At 70.2% G+C, this 23,075-nt stretch carries 19 protein-coding genes and 2 pseudogenes; 16 read left to right on the forward strand and 5 right to left on the reverse strand.

All coding sequences use genetic code 11. The features are described from left to right. The first annotated feature begins 183 nt into the window (after window positions 1-183). The 6 genes and pseudogenes from rarD to HNO83_RS11965 all read left to right on the forward strand — a co-directional run bounded on the left by rarD (window position 184) and on the right by HNO83_RS11965 (window position 5,164). Window positions 184-1,128 (forward strand): EamA family transporter RarD, encoded by a 945-nt coding sequence (rarD, locus tag HNO83_RS11945; RefSeq protein WP_175337742.1) that lies wholly within the window; start codon window positions 184-186, stop codon window positions 1,126-1,128. 84 nt (window positions 1,129-1,212) lie between these two features. Further along, window positions 1,213-2,715, forward strand: a complete 1,503-nt coding sequence (gene guaB / locus HNO83_RS11950; RefSeq protein ID WP_175337743.1) for an IMP dehydrogenase — start codon at window positions 1,213-1,215, stop codon at window positions 2,713-2,715. A gap of 163 nt (window positions 2,716-2,878) precedes the next feature. Continuing rightward, window positions 2,879-3,436: pseudogene (locus tag HNO83_RS20880) on the forward strand (ATP-binding cassette domain-containing protein); the annotation flags it as partial. Window positions 3,437-3,916: 480 nt separating this feature from the next. After that, window positions 3,917-4,465, forward strand: a pseudogene (locus HNO83_RS20885) (ATP-binding cassette domain-containing protein); the annotation flags it as partial. Window positions 4,466-4,611: 146 nt separating this feature from the next. Next, window positions 4,612-4,890, forward strand: coding sequence for a type II toxin-antitoxin system RelE/ParE family toxin (locus HNO83_RS11960; protein WP_175337745.1), 279 nt, complete (start codon window positions 4,612-4,614; stop codon window positions 4,888-4,890). Window positions 4,891-4,906: 16 nt separating this feature from the next. After that, on the forward strand, window positions 4,907-5,164 hold the full coding sequence (locus HNO83_RS11965) for a HigA family addiction module antitoxin (protein WP_175337746.1): 258 nt from the start codon (window positions 4,907-4,909) through the stop codon (window positions 5,162-5,164). Between the two features lie 15 nt (window positions 5,165-5,179). On the opposite strand, the gene HNO83_RS11970 is transcribed toward HNO83_RS11965, so the two are convergent. Further along, window positions 5,180-6,337 carry a MalY/PatB family protein gene (locus HNO83_RS11970; protein ID WP_175337747.1) on the reverse strand — a complete coding sequence of 386 codons (1,158 nt, stop codon included), beginning with the start codon at window positions 6,335-6,337 and terminating at the stop codon, window positions 5,180-5,182. A gap of 46 nt (window positions 6,338-6,383) precedes the next feature. On the opposite strand from HNO83_RS11970, the gene HNO83_RS11975 reads away from it, so the two are divergent. From HNO83_RS11975 to guaA, 7 genes are all read left to right on the forward strand, one after another. Next, window positions 6,384-7,502 carry a GuaB3 family IMP dehydrogenase-related protein gene (locus HNO83_RS11975; protein WP_175337859.1) on the forward strand — a complete coding sequence of 373 codons (1,119 nt, stop codon included), beginning with the start codon at window positions 6,384-6,386 and terminating at the stop codon, window positions 7,500-7,502. A gap of 41 nt (window positions 7,503-7,543) precedes the next feature. After that, the gene (locus tag HNO83_RS11980) at window positions 7,544-9,346 is read left to right on the forward strand and encodes a glycerol-3-phosphate dehydrogenase/oxidase (protein WP_249776692.1); all 1,803 of its coding nucleotides are present in this window, start codon (window positions 7,544-7,546) and stop codon (window positions 9,344-9,346) included. Window positions 9,347-9,517: 171 nt separating this feature from the next. Further along, on the forward strand, window positions 9,518-10,048 hold the full coding sequence (locus HNO83_RS11985; protein WP_175337748.1) for a cation:proton antiporter regulatory subunit: 531 nt from the start codon (window positions 9,518-9,520) through the stop codon (window positions 10,046-10,048). A gap of 7 nt (window positions 10,049-10,055) precedes the next feature. After that, window positions 10,056-11,423: a cation:proton antiporter gene (locus tag HNO83_RS11990; RefSeq protein ID WP_175337749.1), complete on the forward strand. Its 1,368-nt coding sequence runs from the start codon at window positions 10,056-10,058 to the stop codon at window positions 11,421-11,423. Window positions 11,424-11,479: 56 nt separating this feature from the next. Next, complete coding sequence (locus tag HNO83_RS11995; protein WP_175337750.1) at window positions 11,480-12,277, forward strand: SURF1 family protein; 798 nt, start codon at window positions 11,480-11,482, stop codon at window positions 12,275-12,277. A 4-nt stretch (window positions 12,278-12,281) separates the two neighbouring features. Next, window positions 12,282-12,731, forward strand: coding sequence for a DUF3817 domain-containing protein (locus HNO83_RS12000; protein ID WP_175337751.1), 450 nt, complete (start codon window positions 12,282-12,284; stop codon window positions 12,729-12,731). Between the two features lie 37 nt (window positions 12,732-12,768). Next, window positions 12,769-14,355: a glutamine-hydrolyzing GMP synthase gene (gene guaA, locus HNO83_RS12005; RefSeq protein ID WP_175337861.1), complete on the forward strand. Its 1,587-nt coding sequence runs from the start codon at window positions 12,769-12,771 to the stop codon at window positions 14,353-14,355. A gap of 68 nt (window positions 14,356-14,423) precedes the next feature. On the opposite strand, the gene HNO83_RS12010 is transcribed toward guaA, so the two are convergent. After that, window positions 14,424-15,215 carry a Bax inhibitor-1/YccA family protein gene (locus HNO83_RS12010; RefSeq protein ID WP_175337752.1) on the reverse strand — a complete coding sequence of 264 codons (792 nt, stop codon included), beginning with the start codon at window positions 15,213-15,215 and terminating at the stop codon, window positions 14,424-14,426. Window positions 15,216-15,252: 37 nt separating this feature from the next. Then, complete coding sequence (locus HNO83_RS12015) at window positions 15,253-15,804, reverse strand: hypothetical protein (protein ID WP_175337753.1); 552 nt, start codon at window positions 15,802-15,804, stop codon at window positions 15,253-15,255. A gap of 61 nt (window positions 15,805-15,865) precedes the next feature. Between HNO83_RS12015 and HNO83_RS12020 the strand changes: the two genes are divergently transcribed. The 3 genes from HNO83_RS12020 to HNO83_RS20780 are packed head-to-tail and all read left to right on the forward strand — an operon-like array spanning window position 15,866 to window position 20,545. Further along, complete coding sequence (locus HNO83_RS12020; RefSeq protein WP_175337754.1) at window positions 15,866-16,933, forward strand: glycerophosphodiester phosphodiesterase family protein; 1,068 nt, start codon at window positions 15,866-15,868, stop codon at window positions 16,931-16,933. Window positions 16,934-16,991: 58 nt separating this feature from the next. After that, on the forward strand, window positions 16,992-19,502 hold the full coding sequence (locus tag HNO83_RS12025; protein ID WP_175337755.1) for an ATP-dependent helicase: 2,511 nt from the start codon (window positions 16,992-16,994) through the stop codon (window positions 19,500-19,502). Next, window positions 19,499-20,545: an FUSC family protein gene (locus tag HNO83_RS20780; protein WP_175337756.1), complete on the forward strand. Its 1,047-nt coding sequence runs from the start codon at window positions 19,499-19,501 to the stop codon at window positions 20,543-20,545. Before HNO83_RS12025 ends, HNO83_RS20780 begins: the two co-directional genes overlap by 4 nt. Here HNO83_RS20780 and HNO83_RS12035 read toward each other — a convergent pair. Further along, window positions 20,542-21,381: an oxygenase MpaB family protein gene (locus HNO83_RS12035; protein ID WP_175337757.1), complete on the reverse strand. Its 840-nt coding sequence runs from the start codon at window positions 21,379-21,381 to the stop codon at window positions 20,542-20,544. The two genes, HNO83_RS20780 and HNO83_RS12035, sit on opposite strands and share 4 nt — an antisense overlap. A 57-nt stretch (window positions 21,382-21,438) precedes the next feature. Further along, window positions 21,439-23,031 (reverse strand): hypothetical protein, encoded by a 1,593-nt coding sequence (locus tag HNO83_RS12040; protein WP_175337758.1) that lies wholly within the window; start codon window positions 23,029-23,031, stop codon window positions 21,439-21,441. Window positions 23,032-23,075: the final 44 nt, after the last annotated feature.

A 23,075-nucleotide genomic window follows, 5' to 3' on the forward strand; every position in this document is an offset into this window, starting at 1 on the left:
CCCGCTTCCGACGGCCCGGCTGCCCTGTGCAGCCGGGCCGTCGTCGTTTCCCGGGGGCGCGCCGCCATTCGTGACGAATCGACGTCCTTCGTGACGAATGGCGCCCATTCGTGACGAACGGCGGCCGCCGGGAGGGGACCGAGCGGAACATCCGTGTCGGCGGGCAGAGGTAGAGTCGGGTGAGTGGCAGCACCCTCCGACGACCTCACCTCGCACCGCACCTCCGGCCTCGTCTACGCGGTCTCCGCGTACGTGCTCTGGGGCATCCTCCCGATCTACTTCCTGGCCCTCGCGCCCTCCAGCGCCTGGGAGATCGTCGCCTGGCGGATCGTCTTCTCGCTCGGCTTCTGCGCCATCGCCCTGACGGTCACCCGCACGTGGAAGACCTTCGGCCGCCTGCTCACGGACCGGCGCGTGCTCTTCACGATGGGTCTCGCCGGCGTCCTGATCTACGTCAACTGGCAGACCTATGTGCTCGCCACCGTGAGCGGGCACGTCGTGGAGGCCGCGCTCGGGTACTTCATCAACCCGATCGTGACGGTCTTCTTGGGCGTCCTCGTGCAGCGCGAGCGGCTGCGCGTGGCGCAGTGGGTGGCGGTCGGCGTGAGCATCGTCGCCGTGATCGTCCTGGCGGTCGGCTACGGCTCGATGCCCTGGATCGCCCTCATCCTCGCGTTCTCGTTCGGCCTGTACGGCCTGATCAAGAAGCGCGTCGGCAACCGGGTGGACGCGCTCTCCGGCCTCACGCTCGAGACGATGTGGCTGACCCCGGTGGCTGTCATCCAGCTGATCGTCGTCGGAGTGACGGCCGGTCTCACCATCGGCACCGCGGGCGTCTGGCACACGGTCCTCCTCGTCGGCGCCGGCGTCATCACCGCCGTCCCGCTGCTGTTCTTCGCCGCGGCGTCGCGCCGGCTCCCGCTGGTGTACATGGGCTTCATCCAGTACTTCGCGCCGTTCATCCAGTTCATCGTCGGCGTCGCGGTGCTGCACGAGGCGATGCCCCCCGAGCGCTGGCTCGGCTTCGCCATCGTGTGGCTGGCGCTTCTCATCCTGAGCGTCGACATGATCGTCGCGGCGCGACAGGGGAAGCGCGCGGCGGAGCTCGACCTGGCGACGGTCGACTGAGGCGCCGGATCCACGGAATACCCGCCCAGGTTCTGCCGTTACCATTGAGCATCCACAGTCGCGCATCTTCTTGATAGGGGTGAAATGGATCAGCCCGATCCGTTCGGTTTCATCGGTTTGACCTACGACGACGTCATGCTGCTCCCCGGGCACACCGACGTCATCCCGAGCGAGGCGGACACCTCGACTCGCCTGACCCGGCGCATCACGATGGCCACGCCTCTGCTGTCGAGCGCGATGGACACCGTCACCGAGTCGCGCATGGCGGTCGCCATGGCGCGTCACGGCGGCATCGGCATCATCCACCGCAACCTCTCCATCGAGGACCAGGCTGCGCACGTCGACAAGGTGAAGCGCTCCGAGTCGGGCATGATCACCAACCCGGTGACGACCACGCCCGACGCCACCGTCGAAGAGGTGGACGCGCTGTGCGGCCAGTTCCGCGTCAGCGGCCTGCCGGTGGTCGAGCCCGACGGCACCCTGGTCGGCATCATCACCAACCGAGACATGCGCTTCGTCTCGCCGTTCGAGCGGTCGACCACGAAGGTCCGCGACGTGATGACCCGCCAGCCGCTGATCACCGCTCCGGTGGGCATCGATCCGGACTCGGCGGTCGCCATCTTCGCCGAGCACAAGATCGAGAAGCTGCCGCTGGTGGACGCCGACGGCAAGCTCCGTGGCCTCATCACGGTCAAGGACTTCGACAAGAGCGAGAAGTACCCCGACGCCACCAAGGACGACGAGGGCCGCCTGCGCGTCGGCGCCGCGATCGGCTTCTTCGGCGACGCCTGGCAGCGCGCGATGACGCTCGTCGACGCAGGGGTCGACGTGATCGTCGTCGACACCGCCAACGGCGACAGCGCCGGCGTGCTCGACATCATCCGCCGCCTCAAGGCAGAGCCGCGTGCCTCGCACGTGGACGTCATCGGCGGCAACGTCGCGACCCGCTCCGGCGCGCAGGCGCTCATCGACGCGGGTGCGGACGCCATCAAGGTCGGTGTCGGCCCGGGCTCGATCTGCACCACGCGCGTGGTCGCCGGCGTCGGCGTCCCGCAGGTGACCGCGGTCTACGAGGCCTCGCTCGCTGCGCGTGAGGCGAACGTCCCGCTGATCGCGGACGGCGGCCTGCAGTACTCCGGCGACATCGCCAAGGCGCTCGTCGCCGGCGCGGACAGCGTCATGCTGGGCTCGCTGCTCGCGGGCACGTCCGAGTCGCCCGGCGAGCTCGTCTTCGTCAACGGCAAGCAGTTCAAGAACTACCGCGGCATGGGCTCGCTCGGCGCGCTCCAGACCCGCGGCAAGAAGACCTCGTACTCGCGCGACCGGTACTTCCAGGCGGATGTGCCGAGCGACGAGCAGCTGATCGCCGAGGGCATCGAGGGTCAGGTGCCGTTCCGCGGTCCGCTCTCGGCCGTGTCGTACCAGCTGGTCGGCGGCCTCCGCCAGTCGATGTTCTACGTCGGCGCTCGCACCATCCCCGAGCTGAAGGCGAACGGCAAGTTCGTCCGCATCACGGCCGCAGGTCTCAAGGAGTCGCACCCGCACGACGTGCAGATGGTCGTGGAGGCGCCCAACTACCGCCGCTGAGCCGCGAACCTCACTCGAAACCGCCGTCCGCCTTCCCGCGGGCGGCGGTTGACCTCGGTCGCAGGCTCCCTCGGCGCTGGGGTCGCGGCATCGCTTCGCGCTGCTCATAGCTCCACCGCGCTACTCTGGAAGGCTTTGCCCGCCACCAGATCAGGATCCCCGCATGTCTCACATCGATGTCTCCGGCGTCTCGTACACGCTCGCCGACGGCCGTCCGCTGCTCGACGACGTCTCCTTCCGCGTGGGTGACGGACGGGTGGCTGCGCTCATCGGCGCGAACGGCGCGGGCAAGTCGACACTGCTGCGGATCATCCGTGGCGAGGTGCGGCCCGACTCCGGCAACGTGGCCATCGACGGCGGACTCGGGGTGATGGACCAGTTCGTCGGCCACGTCCGCGACGAGCGCACCGTGCACGACCTGCTCGTGGGTGTGGCGCCTGCGGCCGTGCGTGCGGCCGCCGAGGCGCTGGAGGCCGCCGAGAACGCGATCATCGAGCGCGACGAGACGGACACGCAGCTGCGCTACGCCACCGCCCTCACCGAGTACGCCGACGCCGGCGGCTACGACCAGGAGGTCGTCTGGGACCAGTGCACGGTCGCCGCCCTCGGCGTCCCGTTCGAGCGCGCCCGCTACCGGCAGGTGCGGACGCTGTCGGGCGGCGAGCAGAAGCGGCTGGTGCTGGAGGCGCTGCTGCGCGGGCCGGAGCAGGTGCTGCTCCTCGACGAGCCGGACAATTACCTCGACGTGCCCGCAAAGCGCTGGCTCGAGGAGCAGCTGCGCGCGACCCCGAAGACGGTGCTCGTCGTCTCGCACGACCGCGAGCTGCTCGCCAACGCCGCCGACCGCATCGTCACCCTGGAGCTGGGCGCGGCCGGCAACACGACCTGGACCCACGGCGGCGGCTTCGCCGGGTACCACGACGCGCGCCGCGAGCGGATGGAGCGCCTGGAGGAACTGCGCCGCCGCTGGGACGAGGAGCACGCGAAGCTCAAGGCCCTCGTGCTGCGATTCAAGGAGAAGGCGAAGTACAACAGCGACCTCGCGAACGCCTACCAGGCGGCGCAGACGCGGCTCGCCCGGTTCGAGGCCGCCGGGCCGCCGCAGGCGGTGCCGCGCGAGCAGAACGTCCGGATGCGGCTGACCGGCGCCCGCACCGGCCGGCGCGTGCTCGAGTGCACCGACCTGGAGCTGACCGGGCTCATGCGTCCGTTCGACACCGAGGTGTGGTTCGGAGAGCGAGTGGCCGTCCTCGGCTCCAACGGCTCCGGCAAGTCGCACTTCCTGCGGCTGCTCGCCGCGGGCGGCACCGACCCCGACCCGTCGGCGGGCCATCTGGCGTCGGCGGACGTGTCAGGTGCGCCCGTCCCGCACACCGGGTCCGCGAAACTCGGCGCCCGCGTGGCCCCCGGACTGTTCGCCCAGGCGCACGAGCATCCCGAGCTCGTCGGGCGCACGCTGCTCGAGATCCTGCACCGCGGCGACGACCGGCGCGACGGGCTCCAGCGGGAGGCGGCGAGCCGCGTGCTCGACCGGTACGGGCTCGCGGGGGCGGCCGAGCAGGCGTTCGAGTCGCTCTCGGGCGGTCAGCAGGCGCGCCTCCAGATCCTGCTGCTGGAGCTGTCGGGTGCGACGCTGCTGCTGCTCGACGAGCCGACCGACAACCTCGACCTCGTCTCGGCGGAGGCGCTGGAGGAGGGGCTCGCCGGCTTCGAGGGCACCGTGGTCGCGGTCACCCACGACCGCTGGTTCGCGCGCGGCTTCGACCGCTTCCTGGTGTTCGGCACCGACGGCGTCGTCTACGAGGCGGACGAGCCGGTCTGGGACGAGCGCCGGGTTGCCCGCACCCGCTGACCGCGGCTATTGTAACGCGTAACGTTACGCGTTACAGTTGTGGGGTGATCAGGGGCTTCGAACACAAGGGCCTCGCCCTGTTCTATCGGACAGGGTCCGCGAAGGGGATCGTGCCGCAGCACGCGAAGCGGTTGCGGCTCATCCTGACCACGCTCGACGATGCCTCGCTGCCGGAAGACGTCGATCTCCCGGCTTTCGGTCTGCATGCGCTGTCTGGCTCCCTTGTCGGGCGATGGTCGGTGCGGGTGAACGGCAACTGGAGGGTGATCTTCGCGTTCGACGGCGAAGACGTGATCCTCGTGGACTATCTGGACTACCACTGACGAAGGAGGCGACGACATGATGCACAACAGGCCCCACCCCGGCGAGGTGCTCGCCGAACAGCTCGGACCGGAAGGTCTCGGTCTGACCGTCGCGGAGGCGGCGATGAGGCTGAACCTGTCCCGTCCTGCCCTCTCGCGCGTCCTCCACGGGCACGCCGGGATCAGCACGAAGCTCGCGCTGAGCCTGGAGGACAACGGCATCGGCACCGCCGAGCTCTGGCTGAAGATGCAGATGCGCTACGACCTCGAGCACGCGCGGGCTCAGGCGAGCTGAGCCGCCGCCCGGCAGTCAGCGGCGGGCGAGCTCCGCGATGCGGTCGATCGCCTCGGTCAGCACCTCGGGGGAGCAGGCCAGGTTGAGGCGCGCGAAGCCTGCGCCCTGCGTCCCGAAGTCGGCGCCAGGGTTGAGGGCTACCCGCGCCTCCTCCAGGATGCGCGCCGCGGGGTCGTCGCCCCAGCCGAGCTCGCGGAAGTCGAGCCAGGCCAGGTAGCCCGCGTGCGGTTCGCGGTAGCCCACGCGCGGCAGCCGGTCGGTCAGCAGCACGGAGAGCAGGGCGCGGTTCGTCTCGATCGCACGCAGGGCGCCGTCGAGCCACTCCTGGCCGTGACGATAGGCCGCCTCCGTGGAGATGCGGCCGAACTGGCTGGTCCGGACCTCCACCTCGATCGGCAGGGCGTGGATGCGCTCCGCCAGCTCCGGCGAGCCCGCGACGAACAGCGCGCACTTGAGACTGGCGAGGTTCCAGGCCTTGCTCGCCGCGTGCGCCGCGACGCCGACGCGCCGGGCGTCGTCGGACACCGACAGGAACGGCGTGAACGCGGCGTCCGAGTGCGTCAGCGGGGCGTGCACCTCGTCGCTCACCACGTGGACGCCGTGGCGGGCGGCCAGGACGGCCACCGCCTCCAGCTCTTCCCGCGGGTGCACGAGGCCGAGCGGATTGTGCGGGTTGCACAGCAGGAACGCCGTGGCGCCGCCGGCGAAGGCACGCTCGAGCCCGGCCAGGTCGAGCGCCCAGCCGCGGCCGTCCGTCCCGCCCTCCAGCAGAGGTACCTCCTCGACGACGCCGCCGGCCTCCGGGATCAGCTCGAAGAACGGCGGGTACACCGGGGGCGTGATGACGACGCGGTCGCCGGGTGCGATCAGCATTCGAAGCGCCTCGACGATCACCACGCTCACATCGGTGGTGGTGCGCGTGTGCGCCGGGTCGACGCTCCAGCCCCAGCGGGCTCCGGCGTAGTCGGTGAAGGCCCGCTGCGTGCGGTCGTCCGGGCCGATGTAGCCGGTGTCGCTGCGGTCGACGGCGGCGTGCAGCGCCTGCGCGATGGGCGGCGCGAGCGGGTAGTCCATCTCGGCGACGAACAGCGGGAGCACGTCGTCGGGGTAGGCGCGCCACTTCTCGCTCGTGCGCTGGCGAAGGCGGGGGAGGGGTTCGGCTTCGACGATCACACGACCACCCTCCCACAGGCCGCGGCCTAGACTGGATCACGTGAGTATGGAGATCGAGATCGGGCGCGCCAAGCGCGCACGCCGCGTGTACGCCTTCGACGACATCGCGGTGGTTCCCAGCCGTCGCACCCGCGACCCCGAAGACGTCTCGGTGTCCTGGTCGATCGACGCCTACCAGTTCTCCATCCCGTTCCTCGCCGCCCCGATGGACTCGGTGGTCTCGCCGACGACCGCGATCATGATGGGCCAGCTGGGCGGCCTCGGCGTGCTCGACCTCGAGGGCCTGTGGACGCGCTACGAAGACCCTGAGCCGCTTCTCGCCGAGATCCGCGAGCTGCCGGCCGAGCGCGCCACCAGCCGCATGCAGGAGATCTACGCCGAGCCGATCAAGCCCGAGCTCGTCACCCGTCGCCTCGCCGAGATCCGCGAGGGCGGGGTGACGGTCGCCGGCGCGCTGTCGCCGCAGCGCACGCAGGAGCTGTACGAGACGGTCGTGGCCGCGGGCGTCGACCTGTTCGTCATCCGCGGCACCACGGTCTCGGCCGAGCACGTCTCGAAGAACGTCGAGCCGCTCAACCTCAAGAAGTTCATCTACGAGCTGGATGTTCCCGTCATCGTCGGCGGCGCCGCCACCTACACCGCGGCGCTGCACCTGATGCGCACCGGTGCGGCCGGCGTGCTCGTCGGCTTCGGCGGAGGGGCCGCGTCCACCACCCGGTCGACCCTCGGCATCCACGCGCCCATGGCGACCGCGGTCGCCGACGTCGCCGGCGCCCGCCGCGACTACATGGACGAGTCGGGCGGCCGCTACGTGCACGTCATCGCCGACGGCGGCCTCGGCAGCTCCGGCGACATCGTCAAGGCCATCGCGTGCGGTGCCGACGCGGTCATGCTCGGCACCACGCTCGCCCGCGCGACCGACGCCCCGGGCGGCGGCTGGCACTGGGGTGCCGAGGCGCACCACTCGCAGCTGCCACGCGGCAACCGCGTGGCGGTCGGCCAGGTGGCTCCGCTCGAGGAGATCCTCTACGGACCTGCCCCCGTGGCCGAAGGCTCTGCGAATCTGGTGGGAGCATTGCGTCGGAGCATGGCGACGACGGGATACTCGGACCTGAAGGAGTTCCAGCGCGTCGAGGTGGTCGTCGCGCCCTACCGAACGCAGTAGCACCAGGTACCGGCCGACGGCGGCCGGGGAGGGAGAGAACGATGACCGTATCCCAATCGGCTCCGGGTGGGGACAGGCACGCCACCCCCGCGTCGAACCCGGCCGTGACGTATCCGTCGCGCCTCGGTCCGGCTGAGCGCGCCGCCGCGATCGCGGCGCTCAAGGACACCGAGCTCGACATCCTGGTGGTCGGCGGCGGCATCGTCGGCGCGGGCTCCGCCGTCGACGCTGCCACGCGCGGCCTGACGACCGGCCTGGTGGAGGCGCGCGACTTCGCCTCCGGCACCTCCAGCCGCTCGTCCAAGCTCGTCCACGGCGGCATCCGCTACCTCGAGCAGCTCGACTTCCGCCTCGTCCGCGAGGCCCTCATCGAGCGCGGGCTGCTGCTGCAGCGGATCGCTCCGCACCTGGTGAAGCCCGTGCGCTTCCTCTACCCGCTGCACAAGCGGGTCTGGGAGCGGTTCTACATCGGCGCCGGCATGCTGCTGTACGACATCTTCTCCTACACGGGAGGCCGCCCTCCGGGGGTCCCGCACCACCGGCACCTCAGCAAGCGCCAGGTTCTCAACGCCATCCCGTCGATGAACAAGGACGCCCTGGTCGGCGGCATCACCTACTACGACGCACAGGTGGACGACGCTCGCTACGTGGCCAACCTGGTCCGCACGGCAGCCCACTACGGCGCGCATGTCGCCTCGCGCGTCCGGGTCGAGGGCTTCATCAAGGTGGGCGAGCGGGTCGTCGGCGTGCGCGCTCACGATCTGGAGACCGACGAGCGGTTCGACATCCGCGCGAAGCAGGTGGTCAACGCGACCGGTGTGTGGACGGACGACACCCAGTCGATGGTGGGGGAGCGCGGGCAGTTCAAGGTGCGCGCGTCCAAGGGCATCCACCTCGTCGTGCCGCGGGACCGCTTCCAGTCGAAGATGGGACTGCTGCTGCGCACCGAGAAGAGCGTGCTCTTCGTCATCCCGTGGGGCCGGCACTGGCTGATCGGCACGACCGACACCGACTGGCACCTCGACAAGGCGCACCCGGCGGCGACCGCGGCCGACATCGACTACCTGCTGGCGCACGTGAACGAAGTTCTCAACGTCCCGCTCACCCGGGAGGATGTGGAGGGGGTCTACGCGGGGCTCCGGCCGCTGCTGGCGGGCGAGTCCGAGCAGACGTCGAAGCTCTCGCGCGAGCACCTGGTCGCGCACTCGGTGCCCGGCCTGGTCGTGATCGCGGGCGGCAAGTGGACCACGTACCGGGTGATGGCGAAGGACGCGGTGGATGCGGCGGTCAGCGCGCTCGACGGCAAGATCCCGGGGTCGGCGACCATGGACATCGCCCTCGTCGGAGCCGAGGGCTACCAGGCAGCGTGGAACCGGCGCGGCCGGATCGCGAAGGAGTCCGGCCTCCACGTCGCCAGGATCGAGCACCTGCTGAACCGGTACGGCACGTTCGCCGAGGACATCCTGGCGCTGATCCGCGAGGACCCGTCGCTCGCCGACCCGCTGCCGGGAGCCGACGACTACGTCGGGGCGGAGGTCGTCTACGCGGCGACGCACGAGGGCGCCCTGCACCTGGAGGACGTGCTCGCCCGCCGCACGCGCATCTCGATCGAGGCCTGGGACCGCGGTGTGTCGGCCGCACCTGTCGCCGCCGCGCTGATGGCGCGCGTCCACGGCTGGGACAAGGACCGCGAGGAGCGCGAGGTGCGCACCTACCTGAAGCGGGTGGAGGCCGAGCGCGGCAGCCAGCTGCAGCCCGACGACGAGTCGGCCGAGCGCATCCGTCTCCAGGCGCCCGACATCGTCGAGGAGGACGCGGCCGCCGCCAAGAGCGCCAAGAGCTGACCTCGCGACAGACACCGACTGCGGCGTCTCGGAACGACTGCGCGCGGGCGAACCGCCGCAGACGTTCCGGGACGCCGCAGTCGCGCGCGGCCGGGAAGGGGGCGCCGAGCCTCCGGTAGACTGGAACCTCACCCCCCTTATGCCGGCGAACCCGGCGGATGGAGACGGCTGATGGTTGACGTTCGACGGGTCAAGCTGCCCGGGGTCGGGGTGCTGCACACCTTCGTGACCGACGATGGCGGCAAAGTCGGCGTCATCGCGCATCGCTCGGGGCACAGCGACCTGATCACCTTCTCGGACCACGAAGACGGCGCCGACGTGACCAAGGTGTCGCTGCGACTCAACGAGGATGAGGCGCACACGCTCGCCGAGCTCCTCGGCGGCACGCAGATCACCGAGACGCTGACCGCCCTCGACCAGATCCCGGGCCTCAGCATCGACTGGTTCACCGTCGACTACGACGACTACATCGCCGGCCAGCAGCTCGGCGCCCCCGGCGACCGCGGCTTCGTCGGCCTCACGGTCGTCGCGGTGGTCCGGGGGGACTCCGCCAACCCGGCTCCCGCTCCCGACTTCAAGGTGTTCCCGGGCGACACGCTCGTCGTCGCCGGAACCCCGGAGAAGGTCGCCAAGGCGTTCTCGTTCTTCCGCACCGGCGAGGTCGCTGCGCGCGTCGCCGCCGACGCTCCGCCGGGGGGCTGATCCTCCGATGCATCTCGGCGAAGACCTCATCGTTCTCGGCATCCTCCTGCTCGTCGCGTACGTGCTCGGGCGCCTCGGCAAGTTTGTGGGTCTCCCCGCGATCCCCGTCTACATGCTCGTGGGACTGCTGGCCAGCCCGCACACGGGCTGGTTCCCGCTCAGCTTCGAGAGCCACTACATCGAGCTCATCGCGATCTTCGGGCTCATCCTGCTGCTGTTCAACCTGGGCCTGGAATTCGACCAGGACGAGTTCTTCGGCAACTTCGGCAAGCTGATCGTCTCCGGCGGCTCGTACATCCTCATCAACATGGGGGTCGGGCTGGTGTTCGGCTTCATGGTCGGCTGGGGGACGCGCGAGGCGCTCATCATCGCCGGCATGACGGCGACCTCGTCCTCGGCGATCGTGACGAAGCTGCTCATCGAGCTGCGCAGGCTGGCCAACACCGAGACGCCCATGATCCTCGGTGTCACCGTCGTCGAGGACATCTTCATCGCGATCTACCTCGCGATCGTCTCGGTCGTGCTCAGCGGCGAGACCGACTTCTGGCCGGTCGTGGGCAAGCTGGCGGTGGCGTTCGCCTTCCTCGTGGTCATGTTCACGATCGCCCGCTGGGGCGGCCGGTTCGTCTCCCGCCTGTTCCGGACCAAGGACGACGAGCTCTTCACGATCCTGTTCTTCGGGTTCGCCGTGCTCTTCGCCGGTCTAGGCGAGATCATCGGCGTCACCGACGCGATCGGGGCGTTCCTCATCGGCCTCGTGCTCGGTGCGACGAAGTACCGCAACAAGATCGAGCACATCGCCATCCCGCTGCGGGATGTGTTCGCCGCGTTCTTCTTCCTGAACTTCGGCCTCGCCCTCGACCCGGCGAAGTTCCCGTCGGTGCTCGTGCCGGTGCTGGTCGCCGTGCTGCTGACCATCGTGCTGAACATCGCGGCCGGCCAGTTCGTCGCGTGGATCAACGGGTTCGGGGTGCAGGCAGGGATCAACACCACGGTGATCCTGCAGAACCGCGGCGAGTTCGCTCTGATCCTCGCGACCTTGTCGCTCGCGGCCGGGCTCGACGAACGCATCCAGCCGTTCGCCGGGCTGTACGTGCTGATCATGGCGGTGCTCGGCCCGATCCTCGCAGCGAACTCCGAGAGGATCGGTGCGATGATCCTACGGACCGGCCCGAAACGCCGGCGCGAACGGAAGAAGAAGACGCGCGATCCCATGCTCGACGAGGAGATCGCGCTCGTGGAGGCGGCGACCGCCGACCTCGACTCCGACGCGCGCCGCGAGGGGACGAGCGCGGACGAGACACGGCAGGCCGTGGATCGCATCGTCGAGCGGGCCATGCAGGACGACATGAGCGGCGAACGGGAACGGGACTGACCATCGACACGACCACGGGCGGAGCGCCGGCGACCAGCGAGACCACCCTCTTCCAGATGATGCTGCGCCCGCGGTGGATCGGCGCGCTGATCTTCGCGCTGCTCCTCGCGGCCGGGTTCGCCTGGCTGGGCCAGTGGCAGCTGGAGCGCGCCGTGGAGTCGGGCAAGGCTGTCGAGGCACCGACGGAGACCGTGCTTCCGCTCGCGAAGGTCGCCGCGCCGTCGTCCCCGCTTCGGGACGCCGCGGTCGGGCAGCTGGTCGAGTTCACCGGCGCGTTCGTGCCCGGCGACTACCAGCTGCTGGAGGGCCGCCTCAACGACGGCCGCTCGGGCTGGTGGGTCGTCGGCCATCTGACGCTGCAGCGCGACGGGCAGCCGGTCGCGCTCGCCGTCGCGCGGGGCTGGGCGCCGGATGAGGCGAGCGCGAAGGCCGCGATGGCCCGGCTGGCGAACGAGCCGGCCGATCCGCAACGGGTCGTCGGCCGCATCCTGCCGGACGAGCAGCCGCAGGTGCCCGACAAGTCGGACCCGACGGCGATGAAGACCCTCGGCGTCGGCCAGCTCTACAACCTGTGGACGGGCGTCGACGGCGTGGACGTCTACGCCGCGTACGTCGTCGAGCGCGGAGCCCCGGCCGGGCTCGTGCAGATCGACTCCCCGCCACCCATCGCGCAGACCGAGCTGAACTGGCTGAACGTGTTCTACGCGGTCGAGTGGATCATCTTCGCCGGCTTCGCGGTCTTCCTCTGGTACCGGCTGGTGCGGGACGCGAAAGAGCGCGAGGACGAGCTGCGGGAGCTCGAAGCGCACCCGTCGCAGACCGCGGGGAACGTGCAGGCCGAGCACTTAGAATAGGCCCATGCCCCTCGCTCCCAAGCTCGAAGACTTCCCGAAGATCCGCGGGGCGCTCCGGTTCTACCAGGTGTTCGCGTACGTCACGGGAATCATGCTTCTCCTGCTGTGCGCCGAGATGATCGTCAAGTACGGGCTCGGCTACCAGCTGTTCGCGTTCAGCAACTACGGCGTCCTCACCTTCGTCCCCGTGCAGACCGCGGTCGCGCCGACCGGCGTCGACCTGAGCACGGGCATCCTGATCGCGCACGGCTGGCTGTACGTCGTGTACCTGATCTCCGACTTCCGCCTGTGGTCGCTCATGCGCTGGCCGTTCACGAAGTTCGTCACGATCGCCCTCGGCGGCGTCGTGCCGTTCCTGTCGTTCTTCGTGGAGACGCGCATCAGCAAGCAGGTCAAGACCTACCTGGCCGGCCGCGAGGCCGAAGCCGTGATTCCCGTGGAGGCGACAAATTAGCGGAGATTCCATGAGTGCAGACGCTGCGTTCACCGACATGCTGGGCGGGGCAGACTCCGCCAACCCGTCCGGGCCCGTGCTCGTGGTCGACTTCGGTGCGCAGTACGCGCAACTGATCGCCCGCCGGGTCCGTGAGGCGAACGTGTACTCGGAGATCGTGCCGCACACCGTCACGGCGTCCGAGATCGCGGCGAAGCACCCGTCGGGCATCGTTCTGTCGGGCGGCCCGTCGTCGGTGTACGAGGAGGGCGCGCCCCGGCTCGACGAGGCGATCTTCGACCTCGGCGTCCCGGTGCTCGGCATCTGCTACGGCTTCCAGGTGATGGCGACGGCGCTCGGCGGCGAGGTCGCGAAGACCGGCCAGCGCGAGTACGGCTCGACCGCCGTGCGCATCTCCGACTCGGGTGTCCTGCTCGACGGCCAGCCGGCCGAGCAGACCGCGTGGATGAGTCACGGCGACTCGGTCTCGCGTGCACCGGAGGGCTTCGAGGTGCTGGCCTCGACCGACGGCACTCCGGTCGCCGCGTTCGCGAACGACGAGCGCCGCCTGTACGGCGTGCAGTGGCATCCCGAGGTCAAGCACTCCACCTACGGCCAGGCCGTGCTGGAGAACTTCCTGCACCGCGCCGCCGGAATCCCGGCCGACTGGAACAGCGGCAACGTGATCGCCGACCAGGTCGCCGCGATCCAGGCGCAGGTCGGCTCGGGCCGGGTCATCTGCGCGCTCTCGGGCGGCGTGGACTCCGCGGTCGCCGCCGCGCTCGTCCACAAGGCCGTCGGCGACCAGCTGGTGTGCGTGTTCGTCGACCACGGCCTGCTCCGCAAGGACGAGGCCCGTCAGGTCGAGGAGGACTACGTCGCGGCGACGGGCGTGCGGCTCGTGACCGTGAACGCGCAGGAGCAGTTCCTGAACGCGCTCGCCGGCGTCAGCGACCCGGAGACGAAGCGCAAGATCATCGGCCGCGAGTTCATCCGCGTGTTCGAGAAGGCTCAGGCCGACCTGATCGCGGAGGCCGCGAGCGAGGGCGATCCCATCCGTTTCCTCGTGCAGGGCACGCTCTACCCCGACGTGGTGGAGTCGGGCGGCGGCACGGGCACCGCGAACATCAAGAGCCACCACAACGTCGGCGGCCTGCCGGAGGACCTGCAGTTCGAGCTCGTCGAGCCGCTGCGCACCCTGTTCAAGGACGAGGTGCGCGCCATCGGCCGCGAGCTCGGGCTCCCTGAGGCGATCGTCTCGCGTCAGCCGTTCCCGGGCCCGGGCCTCGGCATCCGGATCGTCGGCGAGGTCACGCAGGAGCGCCTCGACCTGCTCCGTGACGCCGACGCCATCGTCCGCGCCGAGCTGACCGCCGCCGGCCTCGACCAGGAGATTTGGCAGTGCCCGGTCGTTCTGCTCGCCGACGTGCGCTCGGTGGGCGTGCAGGGCGACGGCCGCACCTACGGTCACCCGATCGTGCTGCGCCCGGTGTCCAGCGAGGACGCCATGACGGCCGACTGGACCCGCCTGCCCTACGACCTGCTGGCGAAGATCTCGAACCGCATCACCAACGAGGTGGACGGTGTGAACCGCGTCGTGCTCGACGTGACGTCGAAGCCGCCGGGGACCATCGAGTGGGAGTGATCTCCCCGACGTGAGAAGGGCCGGGATGCTGTCAGCATCCCGGCCCTTCTCACGTTGCGGCGGCGTCGTCAGTCGCGCGAGATGGCGAGCATCCGGAGGATCTCGAGGTACAGCCAGATGACCGTGACCATGATGCCGAAGGCGCCCGACCAGCCGTAGATGCGCGGGGCGCGGTTGGCGACGCCCTGCTTGATCGCGTCGAAGTCGAGGACCAGCGAGTAGGCGCCGAGCAGCACCACCAAGAGGCCGATGATCAGGCCCAGCTTGATGCCGGTGTTGCCGAGCTCGACGCTGTTGAGGCCGAACGCACCGTTCGTGGCGCCCGTCCACATCAGGATGACGTTGACCAGCGAGTAGGCCAGGTAGCCGAACATCGCGATCAGGAAGATCTTGGTGGCCTTGGCCGACGCGCGGATCTTGCCGGAGGCGAACAGGGCCAGCGTCACGCCGACGACGGCGAAGGTCGCGATGACCGCCTGGATGACGATGCCGGACCACTGCGACTCGAAGAACATCGAGATGGCGCCGAGGAAGATGCCCTGTGCGGCCGAGTAGCCGAGCACGAGGCCGGGCACCGGGCGCTTCTTGAAGATGTTGACGAGCGCGAGCACGAAACCGACGATCGCGGCCGGGATGGCGAGGACGGGGACGAACCAGCCGACGCCGGCGCCCGCGAGCAGGAGGACGAAGCAGATGGCCGTCTTCGTGATCGTGTCCTCGACCGTCATCCGGTCGGTGTCCACGGACGTCGCGGAGGGGGCCTGGTACATCTGCTCCAGGTTCTCGGCGGTGGCGGTCGCGGCCTGACCGTTGCCGGAGAACGCCGGATTGGTGGAGAAGGCCGGGTTGGTGAGTGCCATGAGCTCCTCGTTCTATGTGGACCGAGTGTGGTCGTCTTCACTCAAATGTACGGGGTTCTTTTCTGAGAGTTCTGACAGATTGCCATGAATCGAACCGGACGGCGGTCCAGCGGGCGAGCCAGGCGGCGGCGACGACGACGGCCGTGCTCGTCAGAATGGTGATCCAGCCGTGCTGGTAGTCGTGGACGAACAGCGGCAGGACGATGCTCCACAGGATCGGGAGCAGCAGGACGGCGAACGACGGCAACGGGCGCAGCCGGACGAGCAGCCAGGCGGCGAGGGCGACGGCGTAGCACCACGCGAAGCCGGATCCGCCGAGCATGAGCCAGGTGAAGCCGAGCACCGGAAGGGGGACGGCGACCCTCCGGCCGATGGTCGACGGGAGGACGGCCCATCCGGCCGGTTGCATGAGCGATCCGACCAAGAGCAGCGGGAGGCTGTACGCGGTCGTGCCGAGCACGCAGGCCGTGCCGACGAACAGCAGGACGAGGCCGGCGATCAGTCGTGGCCGGTAGGCGCCCCAGCGGAGGGGGAGCCGGGAGGCGGGCTCCGTCCACCGGGGCGGCGACGGGTTCGGGTCGGCGGACACGCGTCGATTCTGGCACCCCGCGGCTCCCGATGCGGCGACGCGGCGCCGCTAGGATCGGGCCATGCGCGCTCGAACGGCTCCCGTGGTGATCGGTCACCGTGGGGCGCCGGGGTACCGACCGGAGCACACCCGGGCGTCGTACGAGCTGGCGTTCCGGCTCGGGGCGGACGCCGTCGAGCCCGACATCGTCGCCACGAAGGACGGCGTCCTCGTGCTGCGGCACGAGAACGAGATCTCGGGCACCACGGATGTCGCCGACCATCCCGAGTTCGCCGATCGCCGCACGACCAAGGAGGTCGACGGCACGCCGCTCACCGGGTGGTTCACCGAGGACTTCACCTGGGATGAGCTGTCGACGCTGCGGGCGCGGGAGCGCATCCCGGGCCTGCGCCAGCCGAGTTCGACGTTCGACGACCACTATCCGCTCCTGCGGCTGCGCGACCTCCTCGAGCTGATCGACCGGACGGGCGATGCCGGCCCGCAGGCGCCCGGACTCGTCGCCGAGCTGAAGCACGCCACCTACTTCGACGCCGCGGGCTACCCACTCGACGAACTGTTCCTGGCCGAGCTCGCGGACGCCGGCTGGACCGACCGTGCCGGTGTCGTGGTGGAGAGCTTCGAGCACACGGTGCTCACCCGGCTGCACGAGCGCGGCTTCCGCGGTCGCCGGGTCTACCTGGTGGAGGACTCCGGCGCTCCCGCAGACCGGGTCGCAGCTCTCGGCTCCGCCGCTCCCGGGTACGAGTCCGACCTCAGCCTGCGCGGCCTGTACGCCCTCGGCTCCGCTGCGCGGTCGGCGGCGGAACGGGTGGACGGCATCAGCGTCGAGACGGCGCAGGTGCTGTCCTCCGGCTCGGTGTCGGTGGCCCTGTTCGGCGAGGAGGACGCCGCCGACGTCGGTGCGGTCACGTCCGACCTCGTCGACCTCGCCCATTCGGCGGGCCTCGCGGTCTTCTGCTGGACGCTGCGCCCGGAGAACGGCATGCTCCCGGAGGAGTTCCGGACCGCCGGTGCGGACTCCGACTGGGGCGACTGGCGGCGCTTCTTCTCGATCCTGCTGCACTCCGGGGTGGACGGCGTGTTCGCCGACCATCCCGACCTCGCGGTCGCGGTTCGCGACGGCCGCTGAGGCCGATCGCCCCGCTCCCGGCCGAATGACGGTGGCAGCGTCTAAAATCGACGAAGACATGACGAGCCTCCCCGACGCCCCGCAGACCACCCCTTCCTCCGTACCGATCATCCTGGACGGATGGCAGGGCGACGGTGCCGACGGATCCGCCCGCGACGGCTCCGGGAAGCGCTGGCGCGGCGCGAGCGAGCGCCTCTTCGAAGGGCTCAACCCGCAGCAGCGCGAAGCGGCCGAGTATCGCGGGCAGGCCCTGCTCATCGTGGCCGGCGCCGGCTCCGGCAAGACCAGTGTGCTCACCCGGCGCATCGCGGGCCTCATCGAGAGCCGTGAGGCGTGGCCGAGCGAGATCCTCGCCATCACGTTCACGAACAAGGCCGCGAACGAGATGCGTGAGCGCGTCGAGCAGTTGCTCGGAGGCAAGGCGCAGGGCATGTGGATCTCGACCTTCCACTCGGCGTGCGTCCGCATCCTCCGCCGCGAGGCGGAGACCATCGGCAAGACCGCCAGCTTCACGATCTACGACTCGGGCGACACCCGCGCCCTCCTCAAGCGGATCATCAAGGAACTCGACGCCGACACCCTGGGCTTCACGGTCGGCGCTGCGGCGAACCGCATCTCCAAGCTCAAGAACGAGCTGACCGACCTGGAGACCTTCGCCCGGTCCGCCAACCTGAGCGACCCGCAGGAGGTGATGTTCCTCGAGATCTTCCGCCAGTACACGCGAGAGCTCCGGCGGGCCAACGCCTTCGACTTCGACGACCTGATCGCCGAGACCGTCTTCCTGTTCCGTGCCTTCCCTCGGGTGGCAGCGCTCTATCAGAGCCGGTTCCGGCACATCCTGGTCGACGAATACCAGGACACCAACCACGCCCAGTACTCGCTCATCCGCGAGCTGACGATGCCGGTCGCTCCCGATATCGTCGACGACCTGGAGTCGCACGGCCGCAACGTGCGTCCGCTCCGCGACGCGGCGGGCGTCATCCCGAGCGCTTCGCTGACGGTCGTCGGCGACTCCGACCAGTCGATCTACGCCTTCCGCGGCGCCGACATCCGCAACATCGTCGAGTTCGAGCGCGACTTCCCCGGCGCGAAGGTCGTGCTGCTGGAGCAGAACTACCGGTCGACGCAGAACATCCTGAGCGCCGCCAACGCCGTCATCTCCAACAACTTCGACCGCAAGGACAAGAAGCTCTGGACGGCCGTGGGCGATGGCGAGAAGATCATCGGCTACACCGGGTACTCCGGCCACGACGAGGCGCAGTTCGTGGCCGACGAGATCGAGAAGCTGCACGGCGCGGGCATGGCCTACAAGGACATCGCCGTCTTCTACCGCACCAACGCGCAGACCCGTGCGCTGGAGGAGATCTTCATCCGCTCGGCGCTGCCCTACAAGGTCATGGGCGGCACCAAGTTCTACGAGCGGGCCGAGATCAAGGACTCGATGGCGTACCTGATCACGGTCGCCAACCCGGATGACATGCTCGCGCTCCGCCGCATCCTGAATACGCCGAAGCGCGGCATCGGCCCGGCGACCGAGACGCAGCTGGCGAGCTACGCGGAGGACAACGGGCTCACGTTCCGTGCCGCCATGCGCGACGCCGCCTCCCTGGGGCTCGGCCCGAAGGTGACGAACGCGATTCTGCAGCTGTCGAGCCTGCTCGACGAGGCGGCGGCCAAGATCGACCCGTCGAACCCGGCCGGGGTCGCCCCTGTCGCCGACGTGCTGACGTTCCTGCTCGACGGCAGCGGCTACATCGAGACGCTGCGCAACAGCCGCGATCCGCAGGACGAGGCGCGTGCGGAGAACGTGGACGAGCTCGTGGCGGTGACGCGCGAGTTCGCGCGCAACAACCCGGACGGCACGCTCGTGGACTTCCTCACCGAGGTGTCGCTCGTCGCAGCCGCGGACGAGATCGACGACTCCAGCGGCGCGGTCTCGCTGATGACCCTGCACACCGCGAAGGGCCTCGAGTACGACGCCGTGTTCCTCACCGGCATCGAGGAGGACCTGCTTCCGCACCGCATGTCGGCGAACGAGCCGGGGGGACCTGCGGAGGAGCGCCGGCTGTTCTACGTCGGCATCACGCGGGCGAAGAAGCGACTGTTCCTCTCGCTGGCGATGACGCGGGCGCAGTTCGGCGAGACCGCCGTCGCGATGCCCAGTCGGTACCTTCAAGAGATCCCCGCCGATCTGATCGAGTGGCGGCAGTCTCCGGGGTCTGCGAACGGCCGCGGCGGCACCCAGTCGCGCGCTCTGAACGCCCGTCGACCGGGCCTGGGCGCCGGCTCCGGCGGCTCGGGAGGTTCCGGCTGGAACGACAGCCTCGCCGCTGCGCCGTTCCGCCAGGAGCGGCCGAAGGCGGAGTGGCCGAACCGGGTCACCGGGAAGGTTCGCGACAACGGCGAGCTGGAGCTCGCTCCGGGCGACCGCATCCGCCACGCCGATTTCGGCGAGGGCCGGGTCACCCAGGTGACCGGGCAGGGTGCCAAGCGCGTCGCGCACGTGCAGTTCGAGAAGGCGGGCGCGAAGAAGCTCCTGATCAAGATCGCTCCGATCGACAAGCTGTGAGGGCGGACACCGCCGGACCGCGCAACCTCGAGGTCGGGCTCCGTGCCGCTCTCGCCGTCGCGGTTCCCCTGTTCACCCTGTTCGCGGTGGGGCGGCTCGACCTGACCGCCTATGCCACCTTCGGCGCGTTCACCGCCCTGTACGGCCGGAATGAGCCGTACAGACTGCGGATCCGCACGCTCACCGTCGCGGCGATCGCCCTGCTGCTGTGCATCGCCGCGGGGACGGGGCTGGCGGTGCTCGGCGAGCCGCTGCCTCTCGTCGTGCTCGCGCTCGTGGTCGTCGTCGGCGGGGGGACGCTCTTCGTCACGGTCTTCCAGATGGTCCCGCCGCAGGCGCTGTTCTTCGTCTTCGCGCTGCTGGTCTGCGCGGCGGTGCCCACACCGGCCGGCGAGGCGCTTCCCCGGCTCGGGGTCGCCGCGGTGGCCGCCGCCTTCGCGTGGCTGCTCACGATGTCGGGGTGGGCGATCCGGCGGATCCCCGGCGTCGAGCGCGGCGCGCTCGCACGCTGGGGGCTGGTCACCGAACTCCGTCGTCGTCCGGCCGTGGATGTCGCGGCCTTTCGGGACGCGCGGGTCTGGCTCACGGTCGCGCAGAACGTCATCGGCGTCGTCATCGCGGGCGGGATAGCGCTGCTGTTCGGCTTCGGGCACGCCTACTGGGCCGTCGTCAGCGTCGTCGCGGTGATACCGCCGGCCCGCGCGGCGCACTCGATCTCGCGTTCGCTGCACAGGATCGTCGGGACCATCGTCGGAGTCGCGGTGACGGCCCTCCTGCTCGTCTGGTCGCCACCGGCGTTCGCCGTGATCTGCATCATCGTGGTCTGCCAGTTCTTCGCCGAGATCCTGGTCGCCCGGCACTACGGGGCGGCGCTGGTGTTCATCACCCCGCTCGCGCTCTCCGTCTCGCACCTTGCGAGCCCGACCCCGCTCCCGGTGCTCGTGGTCGACCGCGTGCTGGAGACGGTGCTGGGTTCCGCGATCGGCGTCCTGCTGGTGCTGCTGGCCCGGCTGGTGGAGCGCCGACGTGGACTCGCGGGCTAACCTCCGCCGGGCCCGCCGCTGTTCCTCGCCGGGGATGAGCCGACACGTCGCCGGAGCTTCGCGAGGTAACGATCCCGGAGCAGGTGCCGGAGCCGCAATGGCAGGTGCGGATAGATCCGCCCGGTCCAGCGCATCACCCGGTCGAATCGTCGCTGCCGGGTGCCGTCCCACGGCAGCCGGAACTCCGTGCGCACGCTCGGAGGGAGGAGTCCCGCCGCCACGAGACGCATGAGCGGCAGGCCGGGTCGCAGCCACCAGGCGATCCCTGCGGGATACAGGATCTGACGCGATACGGCGAGGACATCCGCATCGACCCGGAGCGACGCGACCATCCGCTCCCAGTAGTCGTCGAACCCGGCGCGGTCGGCGGGCCAGTGCGCGGGAGCCAGCTGCAGGTTCGACGGTGCCTGCGAGATGGCGCGGTACGCCGTCTCGGCCTCGTCCGGCGAAAGCGGGCCGAAGACTCGCGCGCGGAGGTCCATCATCGTCTGGTACAGGGTGGCGGCGACCCAGAGCTGAAGGTCCGGATCGAAAGCGTTGTACGTGGTACCGCTGGCCGGGTGCACGCCCCTGACCGGAGCATGCGCCCGGTTCACCGCCCGGCGCACCGCCGCCCGCTCCTCCGGTGACCCGTACATGGTCGCCATGAGGTAGAGCACGGTGCCCTCGAAGCGGTCCATCAGCCGGGAGGCGAAATCGCTGTGGTCCACCACGCCACGACCGACCGCGGGGTGTGCGATCTGGAGCAGGAGCGCCCGGGCGCCGCCGGCGAACGAGAGGGCCTCCGCCGCGATGTCCTCCACCGCGACCGGTCGGAAGCCCCTGCCGTTCCCCATGTCCCCATGGTGCCGTCCGTGCCTGCGAAGGTGCGGAGAGGGGCGGCATAGCGAGGCTCATGCCCGGAACCAGGTCGACCGCGGGTGTCGCGGCCCGACGAGCCGGCCCCCCACGAGCCGGCCCCCCACGAGCCGGCCAACGGCGAGCGAGTGAGTGCGGCCAGGACGTGTCTTTCTTCGGACGTGACGCGCGCCGCGCGGCCCCTCCCCACGACGCCCGCGCAGACGCGCAGCGGTGAGCATGGTCGCCCCCGCGACGCCTGCCCCGGTCCCGAAGAGCGCCGGCACGACCGAGTCCGCGGCACCGGTCGCGGCGAGCTCGGTCGGGGTGACGGCGGGGGACATCGCCGTGGTCGCCCGGGTCACCTCGCTCGCGATGCCGAAGGACGAGCGCCACGGCTTGAGCCGCGCGCCTCCTGCGGCCGGATCGGTGCGCTCCGGGTCGATCTGCTCCGTCCAGACGTAATAGCCGTCCGCCGGAAGCGTGCAGGCCGGTGTCGTGTAGCGGCCCGCCCCGTTCACCACCGTCTCGACGGTACACACGGCCGGCGCTCCGGCCGGTGCTTCCGGCGCGACAGCGATGGGATCGGCGAAGGGACCGTGCAGCGTGCTCTGCACGACAGCGGTGACGGGCTCGAAGCCGTTCTCCGTCTCGTGCACGCCCCAGGTCGGCAGCAGACCCTCTCCGTCCGTCACCGAGACGATCAGGGTGTCGGTCACCTCTGCGCCCGGTCGCGCTTCCGGCGCGGACGTCCGGGTCTCGACCTGCGGCTGGAAGGGCAGGGGCGACGGGCCCTTCGCGTCGGCCGACGCGCTCGCGGAGGCGGACGACGGCTGGGCGATCAGGACCGCCTGTGCGTCCGTCGCCGGGAGCGCCACGGTGACCGCATTGCCGTACGGCAGCTCTCCTGTCGTGGCCGTCGCGCTGACCGACACGCTGGGTTCGCTCCCGGTCGGGGCGATGTCGGCGTCCGTTCCGGAGGCGAGGGAGGCGGTCGTCGAGCCATCGGCGAAGGTCGCCCCGGTCAGGGTCGTCTGCACCAGGTGAGCCGCGGGCGGGAGCACCTCCGGACCGGACAGCCGGTCGACCGTGAGCTCCACACGCACCCTGCCGGGCCCGGTCTCGGCCAGTTCGACCACGACGGCGGCCCGGACACCGGTCGACGCCCGGCTCCGGGCTTCGTCCAGCATCTCCATCGCGCGGGCGAAGACGGCGTCTCCGTCGTTCCCCGCGCGGGCCGCCTTGCTGCGGGCGTCGGCCGGGTGGAGTCCGGCGTGCATCCACGTCGCCAGCTGGCCGGCCGCGGCGGTCGTGCGGTCTCCGGACCCGGCCCACGTGCGGGCGATGTAGGCGAAGACGGCGGCCTGCTCCGGTGTCCACCACCCTGTCGATGCCGCATCGGCGTAGCTGTACTCGAGTCCGGTCGGTGCCTTCTTCGCAGGATGCAGGCAGAAGCCGATCGCGCCGTCGTCGAAGTGGTAGCTGCCGAGCCACCAGCCGTCGGACGATTGGTAGCCGGGACCGTGGCCGTCGCCGGTGAGCGCCCGCGCCGGGGTCCCCGCGGAGAAGAGGCTGTGGAGGACGCCGAGGAAGACGGCGAGCCCGGCGAGGCTGACCGCGGTGATCAGGGTGAAGGGTCGATGTGTCATGCCTCCACCGTTCCGGCGCGCGCTCCTGCGCGGTGCCGGTCGAT

Source organism: Leifsonia sp. C5G2 (genome assembly GCF_013359685.1).
GTDB lineage: Bacteria > Actinomycetota > Actinomycetes > Actinomycetales > Microbacteriaceae > Leifsonia.